This window comes from Serratia sp. LSHTC3, assembly GCF_057197125.1.
This window is the reverse complement of the sequence record NZ_JBXUNP010000003.1, coordinates 334,655-353,531: the sequence shown is the minus strand read 5'-3', so window position 1 is coordinate 353,531 and position 18,877 is coordinate 334,655. Positions and strand designations below refer to the sequence as shown.

General features: G+C 60.9%; 18 protein-coding genes. 3 read left to right on the top strand and 15 right to left on the bottom strand.

The window, feature by feature from the left end:
• Nucleotides 1-8: 8 nt before the first annotated feature.
• Complete coding sequence (locus AC2CGI_RS14515) at nt 9-749, bottom strand: SDR family oxidoreductase (protein ID WP_021505398.1); 741 nt, start codon at nt 747-749, stop codon at nt 9-11.
• A 235-nt stretch (nt 750-984) separates the two neighbouring features.
• Here AC2CGI_RS14515 and AC2CGI_RS14510 point away from each other — a divergent pair, with 235 nt between their 5' ends.
• Together AC2CGI_RS14510 and ampH are read left to right on the top strand one after the other, a co-directional pair.
• Nucleotides 985-1,743: a FadR/GntR family transcriptional regulator gene (locus tag AC2CGI_RS14510; protein ID WP_076740918.1), complete on the top strand. Its 759-nt coding sequence runs from the start codon at nt 985-987 to the stop codon at nt 1,741-1,743.
• Nucleotides 1,744-1,869: 126 nt separating this feature from the next.
• The gene (gene ampH / locus AC2CGI_RS14505; protein WP_015376541.1) at nt 1,870-3,012 is read left to right on the top strand and encodes a D-alanyl-D-alanine-carboxypeptidase/endopeptidase AmpH; all 1,143 of its coding nucleotides are present in this window, start codon (nt 1,870-1,872) and stop codon (nt 3,010-3,012) included.
• Nucleotides 3,013-3,045: 33 nt separating this feature from the next.
• Here ampH and hpaC read toward each other — a convergent pair whose 3' ends face one another.
• The 11 genes from hpaC to AC2CGI_RS14450 form a co-directional block, all read right to left on the bottom strand.
• Entirely contained in the window at nt 3,046-3,561 is a 516-nt protein-coding gene (gene hpaC, locus AC2CGI_RS14500) for a 4-hydroxyphenylacetate 3-monooxygenase, reductase component (RefSeq protein WP_004933156.1), read from the bottom strand.
• Between the two features lie 16 nt (nt 3,562-3,577).
• Nucleotides 3,578-5,140 (bottom strand): 4-hydroxyphenylacetate 3-monooxygenase, oxygenase component, encoded by a 1,563-nt coding sequence (gene hpaB / locus AC2CGI_RS14495; RefSeq protein WP_004933158.1) that lies wholly within the window; start codon nt 5,138-5,140, stop codon nt 3,578-3,580.
• A 178-nt stretch (nt 5,141-5,318) separates the two neighbouring features.
• Nucleotides 5,319-6,215, bottom strand: coding sequence for a 4-hydroxyphenylacetate catabolism regulatory protein HpaA (hpaA, locus tag AC2CGI_RS14490; RefSeq protein ID WP_004933161.1), 897 nt, complete (start codon nt 6,213-6,215; stop codon nt 5,319-5,321).
• Between the two features lie 34 nt (nt 6,216-6,249).
• Nucleotides 6,250-7,620 (bottom strand): 4-hydroxyphenylacetate permease, encoded by a 1,371-nt coding sequence (gene hpaX, locus AC2CGI_RS14485; protein ID WP_075684787.1) that lies wholly within the window; start codon nt 7,618-7,620, stop codon nt 6,250-6,252.
• 3 nt (nt 7,621-7,623) lie between these two features.
• On the bottom strand, nt 7,624-8,418 hold the full coding sequence (hpaI, locus tag AC2CGI_RS14480; protein ID WP_075684786.1) for a 4-hydroxy-2-oxoheptanedioate aldolase: 795 nt from the start codon (nt 8,416-8,418) through the stop codon (nt 7,624-7,626).
• 77 nt (nt 8,419-8,495) lie between these two features.
• Entirely contained in the window at nt 8,496-9,299 is an 804-nt protein-coding gene (gene hpaH, locus AC2CGI_RS14475) for a 2-oxo-hept-4-ene-1,7-dioate hydratase (RefSeq protein WP_015376538.1), read from the bottom strand.
• Nucleotides 9,300-9,313: 14 nt separating this feature from the next.
• Nucleotides 9,314-9,700, bottom strand: a complete 387-nt coding sequence (locus tag AC2CGI_RS14470) for a 5-carboxymethyl-2-hydroxymuconate Delta-isomerase (protein WP_004933172.1) — start codon at nt 9,698-9,700, stop codon at nt 9,314-9,316.
• A 9-nt stretch (nt 9,701-9,709) separates the two neighbouring features.
• Nucleotides 9,710-10,567: a 3,4-dihydroxyphenylacetate 2,3-dioxygenase gene (hpaD, locus tag AC2CGI_RS14465; protein ID WP_015376537.1), complete on the bottom strand. Its 858-nt coding sequence runs from the start codon at nt 10,565-10,567 to the stop codon at nt 9,710-9,712.
• Nucleotides 10,568-10,617: 50 nt separating this feature from the next.
• The gene (hpaE, locus tag AC2CGI_RS14460; protein WP_015376536.1) at nt 10,618-12,072 is read right to left on the bottom strand and encodes a 5-carboxymethyl-2-hydroxymuconate semialdehyde dehydrogenase; all 1,455 of its coding nucleotides are present in this window, start codon (nt 12,070-12,072) and stop codon (nt 10,618-10,620) included.
• Entirely contained in the window at nt 12,069-12,833 is a 765-nt protein-coding gene (locus tag AC2CGI_RS14455) for a fumarylacetoacetate hydrolase family protein (RefSeq protein ID WP_004933177.1), read from the bottom strand. The genes hpaE and AC2CGI_RS14455 overlap by 4 nt, the downstream gene beginning before the upstream one ends.
• On the bottom strand, nt 12,830-13,462 hold the full coding sequence (locus AC2CGI_RS14450) for a fumarylacetoacetate hydrolase family protein (RefSeq protein WP_015376535.1): 633 nt from the start codon (nt 13,460-13,462) through the stop codon (nt 12,830-12,832). The genes AC2CGI_RS14455 and AC2CGI_RS14450 overlap by 4 nt, the downstream gene beginning before the upstream one ends.
• 326 nt (nt 13,463-13,788) lie before the next feature.
• Between AC2CGI_RS14450 and hpaR the strand changes: the two genes are divergently transcribed.
• Nucleotides 13,789-14,241 (top strand): homoprotocatechuate degradation operon regulator HpaR, encoded by a 453-nt coding sequence (gene hpaR, locus AC2CGI_RS14445; RefSeq protein ID WP_015376534.1) that lies wholly within the window; start codon nt 13,789-13,791, stop codon nt 14,239-14,241.
• A gap of 126 nt (nt 14,242-14,367) precedes the next feature.
• Here hpaR and AC2CGI_RS14440 read toward each other — a convergent pair whose 3' ends face one another.
• From AC2CGI_RS14440 to AC2CGI_RS14430, 3 genes are read right to left on the bottom strand one after another with little or no spacing between them, the layout of a single operon-like run.
• Nucleotides 14,368-14,931, bottom strand: a complete 564-nt coding sequence (locus AC2CGI_RS14440) for a LuxR C-terminal-related transcriptional regulator (protein ID WP_015376533.1) — start codon at nt 14,929-14,931, stop codon at nt 14,368-14,370.
• Nucleotides 14,932-14,945: 14 nt separating this feature from the next.
• Nucleotides 14,946-16,109 (bottom strand): CfaE/CblD family pilus tip adhesin, encoded by a 1,164-nt coding sequence (locus AC2CGI_RS14435; RefSeq protein WP_015376532.1) that lies wholly within the window; start codon nt 16,107-16,109, stop codon nt 14,946-14,948.
• Nucleotides 16,093-18,831 carry a TcfC E-set like domain-containing protein gene (locus tag AC2CGI_RS14430; RefSeq protein ID WP_015376531.1) on the bottom strand — a complete coding sequence of 913 codons (2,739 nt, stop codon included), beginning with the start codon at nt 18,829-18,831 and terminating at the stop codon, nt 16,093-16,095. Before AC2CGI_RS14430 ends, AC2CGI_RS14435 begins: the two co-directional genes overlap by 17 nt.
• Nucleotides 18,832-18,877: the final 46 nt, after the last annotated feature.

Here is an 18,877-nt window from a genome sequence, read left to right as displayed (position 1 = left end):
ATGGCGGCTCAGTTGCTCCAGCCGCCGTCGATGATCTGCACCGTGCCGGTGGTGTACGAACTGGCGTCGGAGGCCAGATACAGCGCCAACTGGGCGATCTCCTCGGTGGTGCCGATGCGCCCGATCGGCTGACGGGCGACGAACGCCTGATACACCTCTTGCTCGCTGCGCCCCTGTTCGCGCGCCTGCTCATTGATGCGCTGGCGCAGCGACGGCGATTCCACCGTGCCGGGGCAAATGGCGTTGCAGCGGATGCCCTGGGTGACGTAATCCGCCGCCACCGAGCGCGTCAGGCCGATCACCGCCGCTTTGCTGGCGCCGTAGGCGAAGCGGTTCGGCACCCCTTTCACGCTCGAAGCCACCGAGGACATGTTGATGATCGAGCCTTTGCCGCGCGCCAACATGCCCGGCAGGAAGGCGCGGATCATGCGGAACATCGCGGTCACGTTGAGATCGAGCGCGAACGCCCACTGATCTTCGCTGCAATCGAGGATCGATCCGCTGTGCACCACGCCTGCGCAGTTGAACAGCACATCGATCGGGCCGATCGCCTCCGCCGCCGCCGCGATGGCGGCCGGATCGGTGACGTTCAACGTCAGCGCGCGGATCCCGGCGCAGCCCTGCAGGCGCTCGAGGTTGATGTCGCTGGCGATCACCTCGGCACCGGCGGCGGCGAACAGCCTGGCGGTGGTAAAACCGATCCCTTGCCCGGCGGCGGTGATCAGTACGCGTTTCCCGGTTAAATCCATCTTGACTCCTCGGCCTAAAGGTCTAATGGTCAGGCCACTAAGGGCGATTAAAGGTCAGGCCTCTAACATGACAAAAGACGCTTTACGCGTTATCGTTGGGGGAAGAAGTTAATAAAACAGCCTTGAAACCACATTTCAATTAACCATTTTTTTACACTTGAATAACGATTACTCAAGCGCCTTGTCGCATAATTGTGCGCCAAATCACTGAACGCCGAATCGTCAAAGGTCAAAAATGCCGATTACCCGACTGGAAAACCCAAGGATTTACAGACAGATAGCCGACCAGCTCAAACGTCTTATCGAGAATAACGAATTTCCGCCTGGCAGCCGCCTGCCCTCGGAGCGCGATCTCGCCCAGCAATTGCAGGTCAGCCGCGCGTCGGTGCGCGAGGCGCTGATCGCATTGGAAGTGATCGGCCTGGTGGACGTCAAAGTGGGCAACGGGGTGATCGTCCGTTCGCAAACGCCACCGGCGGCGTCGCAGGAGTCGGTGATGGCCCAGGCCGGCCGCAACCAGTGGGCGGAGATCGACGACGAACTGAATATCGAGCTGGATTTCAACGCCGAGCTGCCGCCGTTTTCACTGCTGCAAACCCGCCTGCTGATTGAACCGGAGACCGCCGCGCTGGCCGCGCGCCACGCCACCGACGAGGAGCTGGCGGGCATCCGCGCCGCCTATGAGCAGAACTGCCGCGATAACCGCGCCGGCTCCGCCACCCACCCCGGCGATCGGCTGTTCCACATCCGCATCGCCCAGGCCAGCGGCAACCCGGCTTACGCGTTCATCATCGGTCATCTGCTCGGCCACCGCTACGGCAGCATGTTCCGCGTGCTGCAGCGCCACTATACGCCGGACGACATGCCGCACCGCTCCGAGCTGGAACACCGGGCGATCCTGGCGGCGATCGAAGCGCGCGATGTGCGCAGCGCCCGCAAGGCGATGAAGGCGCACCTGGACGAAGTGATCGCCATTTTCGCCCGCGCGCAGTAAGCCGCCGGCGGTTAAAAAATTTTATCGCCACCGCTCTTTTTTCTACATGCAGCGGGGGGGCGGGCGCATTACACTGGGCGATGGATTACGCCCTTTCCCGCTGCATTGTTAAATGGATAACGACCGTTGAAGAACTCTGTCTCCGCTTTATTGCTGGCGCTGGGCCTGTGCGCCGCGCCGCTGGCCGTGCAGGCCGCGCCCCCGCAGCTGGCTTCGCAAATCGTCGACCAGTATGCCGAACATATTTTCTACAACAGCGGCGCCACCGGCATGGCGCTGGTGGTGATCGACGGCAATCAGGTGGTTAACCGCAGCTTCGGCGACACCAAGCCCGGCAACAACCTGCGCCCGCGCCCGGATTCGCTGATCCGCATCGCCTCGATCACCAAGCTGATGACCAGCGAAGTGATGGTGAAAATGGCGGCGGCAGGCCAGGTCAAGCTGACCGACCCGCTGCGCAAGTACGCTCCCAAGGGCGCCTATGTGCCGTCTTACAACGCCGGCCAGCCGATCACGTTATTAAACCTGGCGACCCACACCAGCGCGTTGCCGCGCGAGCAGCCGGGCAAAAAGCCGCCGAAAACGCCGGTATTCACCTGGCCGACCAAGGCTCAGCGCTGGCAATGGCTGGCGCATGCCAACGTCACGGTGCCGCCGGGCGTGCGCGCCGCGTATTCCAACCTGGCGTACGATCTGCTGGCCGACGCGCTCTCGCGCGCCGCGGGCAAGCCTTACAGCGCGCTGCTGAAAGAGAAAATCACCGCGCCGCTCGGCATGGTCGACACCACGTTGACGCCGAGCCCCGAACAGTGCTCGCGCCTGATGGTGGCGGCGGCCGGCCCGAGCGCCTGTCGCGACACCACCGCCGCGGCCGGCAGCGGCGGCGTCTACTCCACCCCGCGCGACATGCAGCGCTGGATGCAGCAGTTCCTCTCTTCCAGCGCCAGCGGCCCGCGCAAAGCCACCGCCGCCAGCGAGCAAACCATGTACTTCCAGCGCCACGATCTGGTGTCGCTGAAGGGCATGGACGTGCCGGGACAAGCGGATGCATTGGGATTGGGCTGGGTGTATATGGCGCCGAAGGACGGGCTGCCGGGCATCATTCAGAAGACCGGCGGCGGCGGCGGATTCATTACCTACATGGCGATGATCCCGGCGAAAAACGTTGGGGTGTTCGTGGTGGTGACCCGTTCGGAGCTGAGCAAGTTCACCAACATGAGCGATCCGGTCAACCGCCTGGTGAGCGATCTGGCGGCCAACAAGAGTTGAGATGAGGGGCGCAGCCAACTGCGCCCCCACGCCTCAGGCCGGCACCGCCATCTGGTGGATCACCGAATGGAAGTTGCGCTTGAAGTAGATCAGGCCGTTGCCGGCTTCGCTCAGCGCGATCTGCTTGATCTGCACCAGGTACATCTGGTGAGTGCCGATGCTCTGGATCTGCTCGATCTCCCCTTCCAGGCTGGCCAGGGTATTGCGCAATACAGGCTGCCCCAACGCGCCAAGCTGCCACTCTTCCAGCCTGAAACGATCTTCCATGCTGACGCCGGTCATGCCGGCGAAGTGGCGCGCCATCAGTTCCTGTTCGTGGTTGAGCACGTTGACGCACAGCCTGCGATTTTCCTGAAATACCGGGTTCATCGCGCTGTTGCGGTTGATGCACACCAGCAGCGTCGGCGGCGTATCGGTCACCGAGCACACCGCCGTGGCGGTGATGCCGCAGCGCCCCGCCGGGCCGTCGGTGGTGACGATATTCACCGCCGCCGACAGGCTGGCCATCGCGTCGCGAAAGCGCAGCCGCTGTTCATTTTCCTGAGACATACAACCTCCTCCTGAATTACTTCAGCAGATTATCCAACTGATTAATATCGTCATTGTTCCGCAGGTGCGGCACCTTCCAGCCGTGCTGATCGTAATCGGCCAGGCACTTGTCGACCATCTGCATCATGCGATCCATGTTGCCGGATCCCTGCGCGTGGCGCAGGCACTGCAGGCGGATCTCATCCTGGCTGCCGGCGTAGTTGATCTCATACAGCTCGTGACGGCCGCCGAATTCGCTGCCGATCGCATCCCACATCAGCTTGAGGATCTTGATGCGTTCGACGTGATCCATGCCGTCCGATCCGCGCACGTAGCGCGCCAGGTACTTGTCGATCTCCGGGTTGTTCATGTCGCGTACGCTGGACGGCAGGTAGATCAGGCCGCTGGTGACGTTCTTCTCGATGATGTGTTTCACCTTGGTGTAGGCCATCGGCGCCATCACGCGGTAGGTCTGCAGCGCGGCGGAATCCGGCAGGTAGGCACCGTTTTCCCATTGCGTGGCTTCGGCGCACATCGCGTCGCTCAGCGACCAGAACAGGTTGCGCCAGGCCACCACTTCGCCCAGATCGGCCTGCACGCCGCGGAACTCCAGCACGCCGGTACACGAGAGGCTCTTTTGCAGCAGCGCGGTGATGAAGTCCATCTTCACCGCCAGGCGCACGCAGGCCTGCAGCGGGAACAGCCGGGCGAAACCGCCCTGGGTGCTCCAGCGGCGACAGCGGTCGAAATCGCGGTAAATCAGCACGTTTTCCCACGGGATCAGCACATGATCCATGATCAGGATCGCGTCGTTCTCGTCGAAGCGGCTGGTCAGCGGGTAGTCGAACGGCGAACCGGTGGCGCCGGCCACCAGCTCGTAGGAGGCGCGCGAAATCAGCTTCACCCCTTCGGCGTCCATCGGCGCCACGAACATCAGCGCGAAGTCCGGGTTATCGCCCATCACCTGCGCCGAACCGAAGCCGATGAAGTTGTAGTGGGTCAACGCCGAGTTGGTGGCCACCACTTTGGCGCCGCTGACGATGATGCCGGCGTCGGTCTCTTTCTCCACCTGAATGTAGACGTCCTTCACCTCGTTGACCGGCTTATGACGATCGATCGGCGGGTTGACGATAGCGTGGTTGAAATAGAGCCCGGTTTCCTGAATGCGTTTGTACCAGTGGCGCGCGTTGTCGGCGAACTGGCCGTAGAACTCCGGATAAGCGCCCAGCGCGCAGCCGAAGGCCGCCTTATAATCCGGCGTGCGCCCCATCCAGCCGTAGCTTTGGCGCGACCAGTCGGCGATGGCGTCACGCTGCTGGCGCATCTCTTCCGGGCTGCGGGCATAGCGGAAGAACTTGTGGGTGTAGCCGCCGTTGCCGGTGTCGGTATTCCAGCACAGGCGATCCTGGCTGGCCGGATCGTGCAGCGCGTCGTACAGCTGGCCGACCGAGGCCGCCGCATTGCGGAACGCCGGGTGGGTGGTGACGTCTTTCACGCGCTCGCCGTAAATGTAAATTTCGCGGCTGTCCTGCAAACTTTTCAGGTATTCGGCGCCGGTGAACGGGCGTTTGCTGTCGGCACGAAAGTCTTCTGGTTTCATCGGGTCTTCCTCGTAATCGGCATTTTTCAGGCCGTGGAGTCGGCCATTTGTTAAAATAATGTTTTCTTTTGGTTGCTTAATTGAAGCTGCCAAAGCCGGTTTCGAGAAGAGACTTTTGCGGCAATCGCCGGTACTTTTCAGGTCAGTTTGCCGCTTTCGCGGCAAACTGTGATCGCGGTTACGAAAGGGCGTGCTGCGCCGCGCGGTAGGTCGAGGGGGAACAGCCTTCCAGCCGATTGAAAAACCGGGCGAAATAGGCCGGATCCTTGAAGCCGAGGCTGTAGGCGGTTTCATGCACCGTGCAGGCGCTGAACAGCAGCATGCGCTTGGCCTCGCGCAGCAGCCGATCGAAGATCAGCCGCTTGGGCGGCCGGTTGGCGAAGCGCCGACACAGGTCGTTGAGCCGCGATTCGGTCACCCCCAACGCCTGCGCATACTCCGGTACCGGCAGATGCTCGCGGAAACGCTCGTCCACCATCTTGTTGAAGCGCTGGAACAGCTGCAGTTCGCCACGCACGCCGCTGTTGGCGCTGTCTTCCAGCGCGGTATTGCGCAACAGCAACGTGAACACCGCCTGCGCCAGCAGCGCCAGCGTCTGTTCGCGCCCGGCCAGGTTCTGCGCGAACTCGCGGCGTATCAGCGCCCAATAGTGGCTGAGCGCCGTCAGCTCCTGCGGCGCGTCGGCCAACGACAGGCAGATGCCCGGCATGTCGAGCGCCAGGTTGCTGCCGGGGTACAGGCGCTCCAGCAGCGGCCAAATCAACTCCTGACGCACCGTCAGCACGTGGCCGTCGCTGTCCGGTTCGGTGAAGAACGCATGCGGCACCGACGGCGGCGTGAGGATGAACAGCGGCGCCTGCACCGAATAGTGCTGATCGTCGAGCTGCAGCTCTATCTTGCCGGTCTCCAGAAAATGCACCTGGAAGAAGCAGTCGTGCCAGTGCACCTGCATGTCGCGGCCAAAGAATGCCGCCAGCCCGGCGAAGGTTTCGTAGTGCACCTCGTCGGCGGCGTAGCGCGCGTCATACTCTTTGCAAATATCGATGTTGGCGATAAAACCGGTACTTTTCCGCACCTCATTACCTCCTGCAATCCTGCCTGTCTGCGTATCAAGGCGTCGCTCTCGGGCGCGAATCCTTCATCGGGATGCGCCACACCAGCACGGCGCCGACGATCAACAGCGCCGAGACGAAATACAGCCCGGAGTTGAAGCTGCCGGTCAGATCCTTGAACCAGCCGATCAGCAGCGGGCTGAGCGCCGATCCGATGTTGCCGGTGGCGTTGATCACGGCGATCCCCACCGCTCGCGCTTCCAGGCTGATCGACTGATCCGGCGTGGTCCAGAAGATCGCCATGGCGGTAAAGGAACCGACCGACGCCATCACGATCCCCAGCAGTTGGATCAGGCTGTGATCGGTGGCGGAAGCCAATAGCCAGCCGGCGGCGGCGAACAGGTACGGCAGCGCTGTGTGATGCTTGCGCTCCTGCAGCCGGTCGGATCGTTTGCTCCACCACACCATGCCGGCGATGGTGCAGATCTGCGGGATCGCCGCCAGAATGCCGATCGTCACGTTGCTGCTGCCCTGGTTGAAGCTCTGCAGGATCTGCGGCGTCCAGATATTGATCGCGCTCAGGGTGTTGGTCAGGCAGAAATAGGCCAGCGTATACATCAACACAATCGGCGTGAAAATCTCGCGCCACAGGCTGCGCTGCTGCAGCGCGCGGTGGCTGCTCGGCCCGTTGGGCTGCACCAGCTGCAGCTTATCGGCCTCCATCATCGTCTTCAGGCTGGCTTTTTCCTCGTCGGTCAGCCACTTGGCCTTGGCCGGCGTGTCGTCGAGGTAGAACCACACCACCACGCCCAGCAGCACCGACGGAATGCCTTCCAGCAGGAACAGCCACTGCCAGCCCTTCAGGTTCATCACCCCGTCCAGCGCCAGAATATAGCCGGAGACCAGCGAACCGATCGCCATAGTCACCGGCATAGCGATCATGAACAAGGCGTTGGCGCGGGCGCGGTAGAACGCCGGGAACCAGTAGGTGAGGTACACCAGAATGCCCGGCAGAAAGCCGGCCTCGGTGATGCCGACGATCATGCGCAGCACGTACAGGCTGGTCGGTCCGGTGGCGAACATGGTGCAGGTGGAGGCGATGCCCCACAGCACCATGATGGTGGCGATCCAGCGCCGCGCGCCGACCCGGCTCAGCATCATGTTGCTGGGAATGCCGAAGATCACGTAGGTGGCATAGAACAACGTCGCCGCCAGCCCGAACATGGTCGAGCTGAGGCCGAGATCTTTGCCCATCGTCAGCCCGGCGAAGCCGATGTTGATGCGATCGAGGAAAGAGAAAACAAACAACACGAACAGGAAAATAATCAGGCGCCGAAACAACTTTTTAATCACCGATTGCTCGGCGGCGGTTAACGCTTTATGTTGCTGCGCCGGGTTGGCCGGCGGCAGCGAATCGACGTGGTTCATGGTTCAGTAGACTCCCGATGAAGGCGCTTGCGCCTCGCCCTGTTTGAACTCGTCCGCCAGGGCTTCCGCCGCCCGCGCCAGCAGGGTGGTATCCACCCCTACCGCGACGAACAGCGCGCCGGCTTCCAGATAGCGCTGCGCCAGCGCCTTGTTGGCCATCAGAATGCCCGGCGCCTTGCCGGCGGCACGGATGCGCGCGATGGCGTCGTCGATGGTGCGCTGCACCTCCGGATGCTGCGGATTGCCGGCGAAGCCCATGTCGGCGCTGAGATCCGCCGGGCCGATGAACACGCCGTCCACCCCTTCCACCTGCAGAATGGCGTCGAGGTTTTTCACCGCCTCGCGGGTTTCAATCTGCACCAGCACGCACATCTGCTCGTCGGCCTGCTGCAGGTAATCGGGCACCCGGTTCCAGCGCGAAGCGCGCGCCAGGGCGCTGCCGACGCCGCGCACGCCGTGCGGCGGATAACGCGTGGCGCGCACCGCGTCGCGCGCCTGTTCGGCATTCTGAATCATCGGGATCAATAAGGTTTGCGCGCCGACGTCCAGCAACTGCTTGATGATCACCGCGTCGTTCCACGGCGGCCGCACCACCGGCTGGCTCGGGTAAGGGGCGACCGCCTGCAGCTGCCCCAGCACCGTCTGCACGTTGTTGGGCGCATGTTCGCCGTCGATCAACAGCCAGTCGAAACCGGCGCCGGCCAACAGTTCGGCGCTGTAGCTGCTGCACAGCCCGAGCCACAGCCCGATCTGCGGGCGTTTTTCCTGCAGCGCTCGCTTGAAGTGGTTGGTTAACATCGCATTCTCCCTGACAAGCGGGCGCGGCGCATGGCCCCCGCCCGGTTTAGTGCGGCCCGATTCGCCGAGCCTGCTTATTAGACGAAGCGGCAGCTGATGCAGCCCATCGGGCCATAATCGACGTGGAAAGTATCGCCGCGCCGCGCCGGCACCGGCCGGGTGAAGGAACCGCCGAGGATCACCTGCCCCGCCTCCAGCTCCACCTCATACGGCGCCAGCTTGTTGGCCAGCCAGGCCACGCCGTTGGCCGGGTGATTGAGCACCGCCGCCGCCACGCCGGACTCTTCAATCACGCCGTTGCGGTACAGCAGCGCAGAGATCCAGCGCAGATCCAGCGCATCCGGCTTGATCGGCCGCCCGCCCATCACCACCCCGGCGTTGGCGGCGTTGTCGGAGATGGTGTCGAACACCTTGCGCGGCCGCTGCGTCTCGGGATCGACGTTGTGGCTGCGCGCGTCGATGATCTCCAGCGCCGGAATGACGTAGTCGGTGGCGTTGTAGACGTCGAACAGCGTGCAGTTCGGCCCGCGCAGCGGCTTGGCCAGCACGAACGCCAGCTCCACTTCCACCCGCGGCACGATAAAGCGATCGATCGGAATGTCGCTGCCGTCGTTGAAGAACATGTCGTCCAGCAGCGCGCCGTAATCCGGCTCGGTGATCTGCGAGCTCACCTGCATGGCGCGCGAGGTCAGGCCGATCTTGTGGCCTTTGAGCGTGCGCCCCTCGGCGATCTTCAGATCTACCCACTGCCGCTGAATGGCATAGGCGTCTTCAATGGTGATCTCGGGATGATCGAGCGACAGCGCGCGGATCTGCTCACGGCTCTTTTCCGCCTGATGCAGACGCTGCACGGCGCGGTTAACCTGCTCTTTATCCAGCATTTACGACCCCTTATTCACGCCTTGTTGAACAGCGCGTGGACATTGTTCTGTTTGTAATTCAGCACCGGATCCAGCTCTTCCATGGTGAAAGAGAGCGCCAGGTAACGCTGCGCCATCAGCGCGGCGAAGTGTTCCTTGATCAGCGCAAACAGCATCTCGCCCACCTGCTGACGGCTTTCCAGACTGCGGCCGTGGCCGATCTTCAACGTCATGTGCACGAAGGCGTAATCCTGCTTGCCGTCGGCCATCTGCCAGGTATCGAGCCAGATGGCCCGGCTGCGCACGCCGGCCAGCGGGAAGATGCCGGTCGCCGCCAGCGCCTCGTTGACCTTGGCGAACAGGGTGGGCAAATCCGCCTCGCGGCGGATATTGTCGGTACATTCAGCGTAAAAATGGGGCATTCACACACCTCAGGCTTCAGCGGGCAAAGGGAACACGGCGTTGACCTGCCCGGTGCCGGAACTGGCGAACAGCGGGGTGATGAACTCCACCTTGCCGTCGTACTTGTCCCAGCCGAGCAGGCCCAGCAGCATCACGGTGTCGTGCATGTTGCCTTCGCCGTAGCAATAATCGGCATACTCCGGCAGCATTTCGCAGAACTCGCGAAAGCGCCCCTCTTCCCAGAGCTTGACCACCCGTTCGTCCATTTGCTGGTCGAACTGACGGGTGTAGCTGTTCATGCCCTCTTCGGCGCGCTGATCGTCGATAAAGCGGTGCGACAGCGAGCCGCTGGCCAACACCGCCACGGTGCCGTCGTATTTTTCTATGGCGCTTTTGAGCGCCTCGCCCAGCCGGCGGCTGTCGGCGAAGTCATGCACGGTGCAAAACGCCGAGATCGACACCACCTTGAAATGCTTGTCGGCATTCATGTAACGCATCGGCACCAGCGTGCCGTATTCCAGCTTCAGGCTCGGGATGTCGTGCGCCTTGGCGCGTACGCCCCGCTTGCAGGCTTCATCGGCGATCAGCTGGCCCAGCGCCGGGTTGCCGTCGTAGTCGTAAGTCATGTCGCGGATGAAATGCGGCAGCTCGTTGCTGGTGTACACGCCGGAGAAATGCGCGCTGCAGTTGATGTGATAGGCGCTGTTCACCAGCCAGTGGGTGTCGAACACCACGATGGTGTCGACGCCCATCTCGCGGCAACGCGCGCCGATCTCTTTATGGCCGTCGATGGCCGCCTGCCGGCAGCCAAAGTTTTTCCCAGGGATTTCCGACAGATACATCGATGGCACATGTGTAATCTTGGCGGCTAACGCTAACTTACCCATAAGTCCTCACATGAAACAAAAATGATTCCGTGAACGATGCCGAGGCCTGATTAAACGCCCCAGCGTGGGATCGGGTGATCACCCATGGAAATGCACACGTTCTTCATCTCGGCGAACACTTCGAAGCTGTATTCGCCGCCTTCGCGGCCGGTGCCGGAGGCTTTCACGCCGCCGAACGGTTGGCGCAGATCGCGCACGTTTTGGGTGTTGACGAAAACCATGCCCGCTTCGATGCCGCGGGCCAGGCGCAGAACCTTGCTCACATCCTGCGTCCAGATGTACGACGCCAGGCCGTACTCCACGTCGTTGGCCATGCGCAGGCCGTCTTCTTCTGATTTGAACGGCAGCAGGCAGGCCACCGGCCCGAAGATCTCCTCCTGCGCCACGCGCATCCGGTTGTCGACATCCGCCAGCACCGTCGGGCGCAGGAAGTTGCCGTGGCTCAAGCCGGCCGGTTTATCCGGGCCGCCGGCCAGCAGGGTCGCCCCTTCCTCCACCCCGAGGCGGATATAGCCGGAGACTTTTTCCCAGTGCTGCGGGCTGATCAGCGCCCCCACCTGGGTGTTGGGATCTTGCGGATCGCCGACGCGCAGACGGTTGGCGCGCTCGGCGAAGCGTTTGACGAATTCCGGATAGATGCTCTCCTGAATGAAGATGCGCGAACCGGCGGTACAGCGTTCGCCGTTGATCGAGAAGATGGTGAACAGCGCGGCGTCGAGCGCCCGCTCGATGTCGGCGTCTTCAAAGATCAGCACCGGCGACTTGCCGCCGAGCTCCATGGAGAATTTCTTCAGCCCGGCGCTTTCGATGATGCGCCGGCCGGTGGCGGTGCCGCCGGTGAACGAAACCGCGCGCACGTCTTTATGGCGCACCAATGCGTCGCCGGCGGTGGCGCCGTAGCCCTGCACCACGTTCAGCACCCCAGCCGGAATGCCGGCCTCCAGCGCCAGCTCGCCCAGGCGATCGGCGCTCAGCGGCGACAGTTCGGACATTTTCAGCACCGCCGTGTTGCCCAGCGCCAGGCAAGGCGCCGTTTTCCAGGTGGCGGTCATGAACGGCACGTTCCACGGCGACACCAGCGCGCAGACCCCCACCGGCTGCACCAGCGTGTAGTTGAGCATCTTGTCGTCCACCGGGTAGGTCTTGCCGTTCATCTGCTGGCATACCTCGGCGAAGAATTCGAAGTTGTGCGAGGCGCGCGGGATCAGCACGTTTTTGGTCTGATGGATCGGCAGGCCGGTGTCGGCGGTTTCCATTTCGGCGATCTGCGGCACGTTCTGGTCGATCAGTTCACCCAAACGGCGCATCAGGCGCGCGCGCTCTTTCATCGGCGTGTTGGCCCACTTGGGGAAAGCCTCTTTCGCGGCCGCCACCGCCTGGTCGATCTCCAGCTGGCCGCCGGAGGCCACTTCCGCCAGCACCTCGCCGTTCGCCGGGTTGGTGGTGGTGAAATACTCTTTGCTGGCGACGTTCTTGCCGTTGATCCAGTGGTTGATGGTTTTCATCGTAGGCTCTCCTCGTAATCTTTTTCACTGATAATGTGGTTAACCAAACGGCCGATGCCCTCGATCTCCACCACCACTTCGTCGCCCGGCCGCACGTCGGCCAGCCCTTTCGGCGTGCCGGTGGCGATCATGTCGCCCGGCTGCAGCGTCATGAATTCGCTCAGGTAGGCGATCAGGAACGGAATGTCGAAAATCATGTCGGCGGTACTGCCGCGCTGGCGCAGCTCGCCGTTGACGTAGGTGCTGAGCGCCAGCCGGTGCGGATCGGCGACGTCGTCGCGATCGACGATGTACGGCCCGATCGGCGTCAGGGTATCGCGGCTCTTCACCCGCAGATTCGGCCGGTAGTAGTTTTCCAGGTAGTCGCGGATGGCGTAGTCGTTGCACAGGGTGTAACCCGCCACATACTCCATGGCGCGCTCGCGGCTGACGTTGCGTGCGGTCTTGCCGATCACCGCCACCAGCTCGGCTTCGTAATGCATGTACTCCACGTCGGCCGGACGCACCGATACCTGACGATGGCCGGTCAGAGTGTTCGGCGCCTTGAGGAACACCAGCGGCTCTTCCGGTGCCTTGAATTCCAGCTCGCTGGCGTGGTCGGCATAGTTCAGCCCCAGGGCGAACACCGTGCCCTGCGCCGGCGGCAGCCATTCCACTTCACGCTCCTGCAGCACCTCGCCGTTTGGCAGCGTGACGCGCAGCTGGTCGTCTACCTGAACGTTGACGATCTGGCCATGATGGCGAATACGGGCATGTTTCATGATGCGGCTCCTGCCTGAGTGACGCGGTTGCTCAACGTGGGCAGGCCGGCGGCGCGCACCGTCACCTCATCCCCCGGTTTGATCTCTATCCGCTGGTGCGGGGTGCCGATCAGCACCGCATCGCCCGGCTGCAGGGTGATGAAATCGCTGATGGCGGCGATCAGCTCCGGCACCGAGCGCACCAGATCGGCGGTGGACCAGCGATCCCGCTCCACGCCGTTGATCTCGGTGACGATCTCCAGCCGATCGGCATTCTCCAGTTGGCCCATCTCACCCAGCGGGCAGAAGCCGTCGCGGCATTTGGCCTTGATCGCCGGGCGATAGAAGCTGCTCTCCGGCAGGCTGACGTCGTTGGCCAACGCGTAACCGGCCAGATAACGGCTCACCTGCGCCGCCGGCACCTTGCGCGCGGTGTCGCCGATGATCACCGCCAGCGTGCCGCCGCTCTGCACGGTTTCACCGGCCGGAAACGGGATCGCCCCGCCGTTGGCGAGGTGGGTATTGCGCGGTTTGATAAACCACACCGGGGTTTTGGGCGGGGTCTGGTACGGCGGCTGGTGAAACGCCTGATCCCAGGCGTCCAGTTGGCTGCGGTGGTTCAGCGCAACGGAAAATACGGTGCCTTTCATGCGAACTCCTCCAATGGCAAAACATGACAACCGGCATTCATTAATATATTAATGATTACTTTTATACGCTGCGCAGCTTTTACGCAACGCGCTTGGAATGATTTGTGATCGTGATAACAAAATATTCACAAACAACAAACATTGGCGTGATTATTCAACGTATTAATCATTTTTCTCGCCATTTTTCGCTGCGCTACGCATTTTTGCTTTATCCCTGCGGGTAACTTTGGCTACTATTAAGTTATTAACAAATCGGGCTTTGCGGGGCAGGCGCCCCCATGACGAGCGCCGTAACAGCGAACACCTTGATAGCTAAGGCCAAACTTATGCATGAATCGTTAACCATCGCCCTGCTGCAGGCGCGTGAAACCGCCATGGGGTTCTTCCGCCCGATCCTGAAAAGCCACAATCTCACCGAGCAGCAGTGGCGCATCATCCGCGTGCTGGCCAACAGCCGCTCGATCGAATTCCACGAACTGGCGGCGGAAACCTGTATCCTGCGCCCCAGCCTGACCGGCATTCTGTCGCGCATGGAGCGCGACAAACTGATCTTCCGCCTCAAGCCGGTCAACGATCAGCGCAAGCTGTACGTGTCGCTGACCCAGCAGGGGCAGGATCTGTATGAAGTGGCGCGCCACCAGGTGGAACAGGGCTACGCCGAGATTGAAGCCGCTTTCTCGCGGCAGAAAATGGACCAGCTGATGACGTTGCTGGACGAGCTGATCACCCTGGGCGACAGCCTGCCCGCCAACGTCACCGCGCATCCTGCCAAGAAGTGACACCATGGGTCGAATTGCTGCCGAAACGCATTGCTGCTGGTGGGGTTTGAGAGGGGGCCAAAGACAACAAGGCAATCCTTGCCCCCTCGATGAGTTCACGATTTCCCTGACGTTTTTACCTTGACGTCATGCCGGATTCAAAAGCCTGAGTAAATTAGGGGCGTTGAGTTTTTTCAGCGCATTGCATTTATGCTGTGAAACGATTTTTTCCGTCATGCGCGCGGTTCTGGCCACGCGCCGTACTGGAAATCCGCGAGTTAATAAATTCAGTACGGTAAATTCAGCATCGGTGAGACTGGGATCCAGACACTGAACGGCGGGGAGCGCTGGCCCTTGAGCCAGTAGCTGGGCCGTTTTCTGCAGACTTTGACCGTCGTCCAGAAGATGGATCTCTAACGAGATATATCGCTTGCGCATACGCATGGCCAAGGCCCGGCTCTGTGCATTGCAACAAAGATACACCCTGCCGTTCCATTGACCGGTCCCCAGCCTCGATAAAATGTCGAGCAATGTCTGTTGGCTCGCCGTCAGCGAAAAGCGGCATCGCACGGCAATGATATCCATCGTCAGCAGTCTCCAGTGCCACCGAATATCATCCGTAGTAATCTGGCTATTTTCACCTTCGCGCAAAATTAAATATCTAAGGCCTTCGGCGTAGAAGTGATTGTCGTCCAAAATGGCGTAATTCACGATGCGACTCTCATTCACAGGGTGCTTGGGGTATAAATCACGTGGAGCGTGCCGGTATAGTCACCCGCCGTTTTACTTTCGGCGGCAAACGTCGGCGTCGTGAGCACTATCGGTGCCGGCACGCACAGCACGCTTTCACTCCCGCCTGGCAAAACGACCTGGCGAAGAATGCTCCGATCATTCGTGCCCTGCCAGACGATATCCGTTCCGTTGCTGGCGGTTTCTGTCGCGCCGGTCACCGGGTTAGTCACTGAGACCTGATAATCCACCCGGTCGCGTGCGCTGGTTTGGCTGCCGCCTCGCCGCCAGACAGAAAACGCACCGGCCGCGCGATCTGCCGCCGCCACGCCATCGTCGGTGAAGCGCAATATCACGCGGCTGCTGGCGGAGTTATTGCCGTCATACAGGCACATGTCCAACGAAGATTGCCCCTTGATTTCGCTCCCGCCTGGGCGCCCCGGCAGATTGCTCATAGTCAGGTTCAGATTCACCACCGGCGCGGAGTGAGGAAAAGCGGGTAAATAAATCTGATGATTGCTTGAATCAATCACCTCCAGGCGAATATTCGCCTGCCAGTTGGCGATCGTCAGGTAGCCGGGGCAGCCCACGTTGGCGTCGTTAAAATTCCCTCCGCAGTCGGCGCTTCCCCACTGACGCAGGTTCTGTTTCAGGGTGGCGCTCCAGATCCCCGGCTGATTGAGTTTTTCCAGCTCGCTTCTGACGATATAAAAGTCAAAATAGGGCTCGCTATTCCAGGCTGCGATATCCGCGCTGCCGCCGGTCACATAACTGGCAAAAGTAAAGACTTTGTTATTTATGAACATGTGTTTTTCACCATAGACTTTTACGTCCACGGTCTTCTTACTCAGTTCATGAGTAAAACGCAGGGTTATCGCATAAGGCGCCGCAGGATTGGCGCTAAACCAGACCGGCGCCGTCATGCAGGCGCCATTAGTAGCACCGGTACGCGACAGGCAGGTCAGGGCATTACGGCCCCACTTTTGCGGATCGGCAGGATCATAGCCACCCGGCTCATGCCGCCAGATGTCAAAACGGGCAGGCGGCGTCAGCCGATCGAAGCTGAAGCTGACGCTGGTATTTCTGCCGGCCGGAGCCCCCGCCAACGTATGACTGCTCCACAAGATCAACAACACGAACAGACTAATTAAACGTTTCACGTGAACTCCCTGTGGCAGTCGTTTCCTGATGATTCATGGCGGTCTGGCCCGAAGGCTGTGCACGGCCGGCCATCATTAATTGCGCCCGGCGCTGAACGTTGTCCGGCAGCGCCGAGAAAGTCATCTCACGACAGGCCACCGTGCCGACGTAGCGCACGACGTCGCGCGTGCTTTTGACCTGCAGCGCGCATTGATAGAACTGTTGATTTCGTACCAGATACAACGCCTCGATCGGCGCCTCGCTCTGCGCGCTGAATCCTCCATCTCCGAGATCGTTCCAGCCAATGACGTTCAACGGCACACTGCCTGACAGCGGCAAATGCCGCTCGTCGGTCAGTTGACCAAGCCAGGTATAGCTGGCCACCGTGCGAACTTCGCGACGCAGCATATTGCCCGGCACCATAAAGACCGTCCGGCTGCCGGAGCCCTGCGTGATTTCGCTGCTGGCGCCGTGGGAGACGTCCAGTGATTCGCTCACCGATAGCGTGGTTTGCTGGTAACCCGGCACGGCAAATAACGCGCGGCGGTTGGCGGCCACCTCTGCACTCCCTCCGTTGTCCAGCGCTACGGCAATTCGGGAACTTTGCCGATCGTCGGGCGCCGAGACATCCACGCCGATAGCCGATGCCGGGCGTCCGTCTCCCCAGCGGCCGAACCAGAGTCCGGAACGGGAAAGCGCGAAAGTCGAACTGTAGTTGCCGCTGCTACTGAGGGTGTGGTGGCGTGCCTGGCGATCCCAACTATCGCTCAGCGTCAGGCTGCCGTTACCGTACTGCCCGCCCTGACGGGTATAGACGGAGGTATTCAGCGAGTCGCCATTGATACCGGAAGCGCCCACGCCATATTCGTTTTCTCCGCGAGCATCGGTGTACCAATTATGCGCCACGTTGTAGCTGAGGGTTCCCGCCTGCCGTTGCTGTTGTTGCCAGGTAGCGCCAAGCGAGGTATAGCCGGAGCTTTCGCCCTGGCGCGGACGAGCCAGGGACAGGCTAACGCTCAGGTAGCCGCCTTTATCCCTGGCAGCAGAATGATTTTCACTGCGCATAAACAGGTTGATGCTGCTGTTGATGTTCAATCCGTTGGTGCTGAACGAATTACTGAGGCCACCCTGCCATGAGCGGGCGTGCGAACGGGTCATGTACATCTGCTCCCAAGGCAAGCCGTTGTCACGACCGTTATCGTCGGAGGGCAAGTCGCGTCGGGCGATATAGCGCCCCTCATTACGATTGTCGGAGTAGCCCAGTGAGGCATACCAGCTTCCTACCGGAACGGAAAACATCAGCGACAGCGATCGATAACAACCGCTGACGCCGTAAAATCCCGCATTACGGTTGTCGCAGTTTTCCGCCGCCAGAGCGTTGCGGTAGAAACTCAGCGAAAAGCCGTCGTTGTAGCTCACCTGCTGAATGTTGCCGCGCTCCCCCTCGCTGCCATAAAGGTAACTAAAACGAGTGCTCAGGACGCCGTCGACAGGGCCGGTGTTAAAACCGTGGTACCAGTCGAGGGCGTTTTCCGCAAATCGATGTTGTCGGGTCACTGTCGCGCCGCTGGTTAACGCCAGGGTGGCGGTTATCGGCAGGCGCACACCGGCCTGAGCTACGGGTGAGCGTGGGTCCTGCTGCGAGTCATTGTCCGTTTCGCCGGCTTGCAGAAACCATTCCACACGGTCAAAGGGGGTCATTCCCGTGCGCGTAAACGGGACGTCTTCGGTACGCAACAGACGATTATTTTCATAAATAGCCAGCGTCACCGTATAACTGCCCTCGGGAAATGCGCGAGTATCCAGCGTCTGGGCACCGGCATTCAGGTAAAAACTGCCCAGCAGTTGATTACCTCGCCGGGCGTCAATGCGCGCGTCGTGCGACAAAAATACAGTGACCGGCGTCCCTTGCGATTGTTGAACCGGGTTTATCCAGGCGCGTGTAGAACCGGCACGCATGCCGCGGATCTTACCGATAGGCAACTGGCTGAGCGTGATATTGCCCCCGGCGTTGCTGAACAAATCTCGGGTATCCATCTCCCCCAGTTGGACATAGTATTTGCGCCACAAGTCCTGACGAAACCAGGCGTTATTGACCGTCACATCCTGCATGTGCTGCTCACGCGAGCGTTGCCCCAGCCAGTTCCAGTCAACGTTCACATAGCCATCCTGCGTCACCGCCAGCGCACCGTTGCCCTGCACGTTGACCGATTGATAATCACGATCGGCGACAAAGTTGATATTTTGCTGATGAACGAGCGCAGTCTCGGTTTCACGCGTAGGCTGGAACCACTGCTTATCTTCCGAAGGCTTCGGCATATAGTGCTTGTCGAGAAACAAGCTGATACGCGCGTTGTTTTCATCGTAAATCACCGCTGCACTGCTGGTCTCGATATACCCACAGCCACGCGCCTCGCCGTTGCTGCTACAGGCCAGATTGCCGTTGCGAGGCATCGGAGCCGCCAGCACCGCATTGATGGCTGATAGCAGGCGAGGATCATCATTAAACCGTTTTTTGATAGCGTCTAGCAGACTCTCCGGCTGTATGAAACGCACGGTCTCCAGATTCATGTCCGTTTCGAACAGGCCAAGAGAATCACCGTACAGCGTCACTTCAATCCATAAGCGCTGGTTTTTCGCCAGCTCCTCAAAACCCTCCGGAATAGCCATCTCCGCGCAGGCTTGCTGAATGGATGCAGGTAACAATGCGGCAAAAAGGAGAATATTACGGGGGAGAGACATGAAAAAAACCTCTGATGTCAGGAAGACATCAGAGGGTGGAGACCCT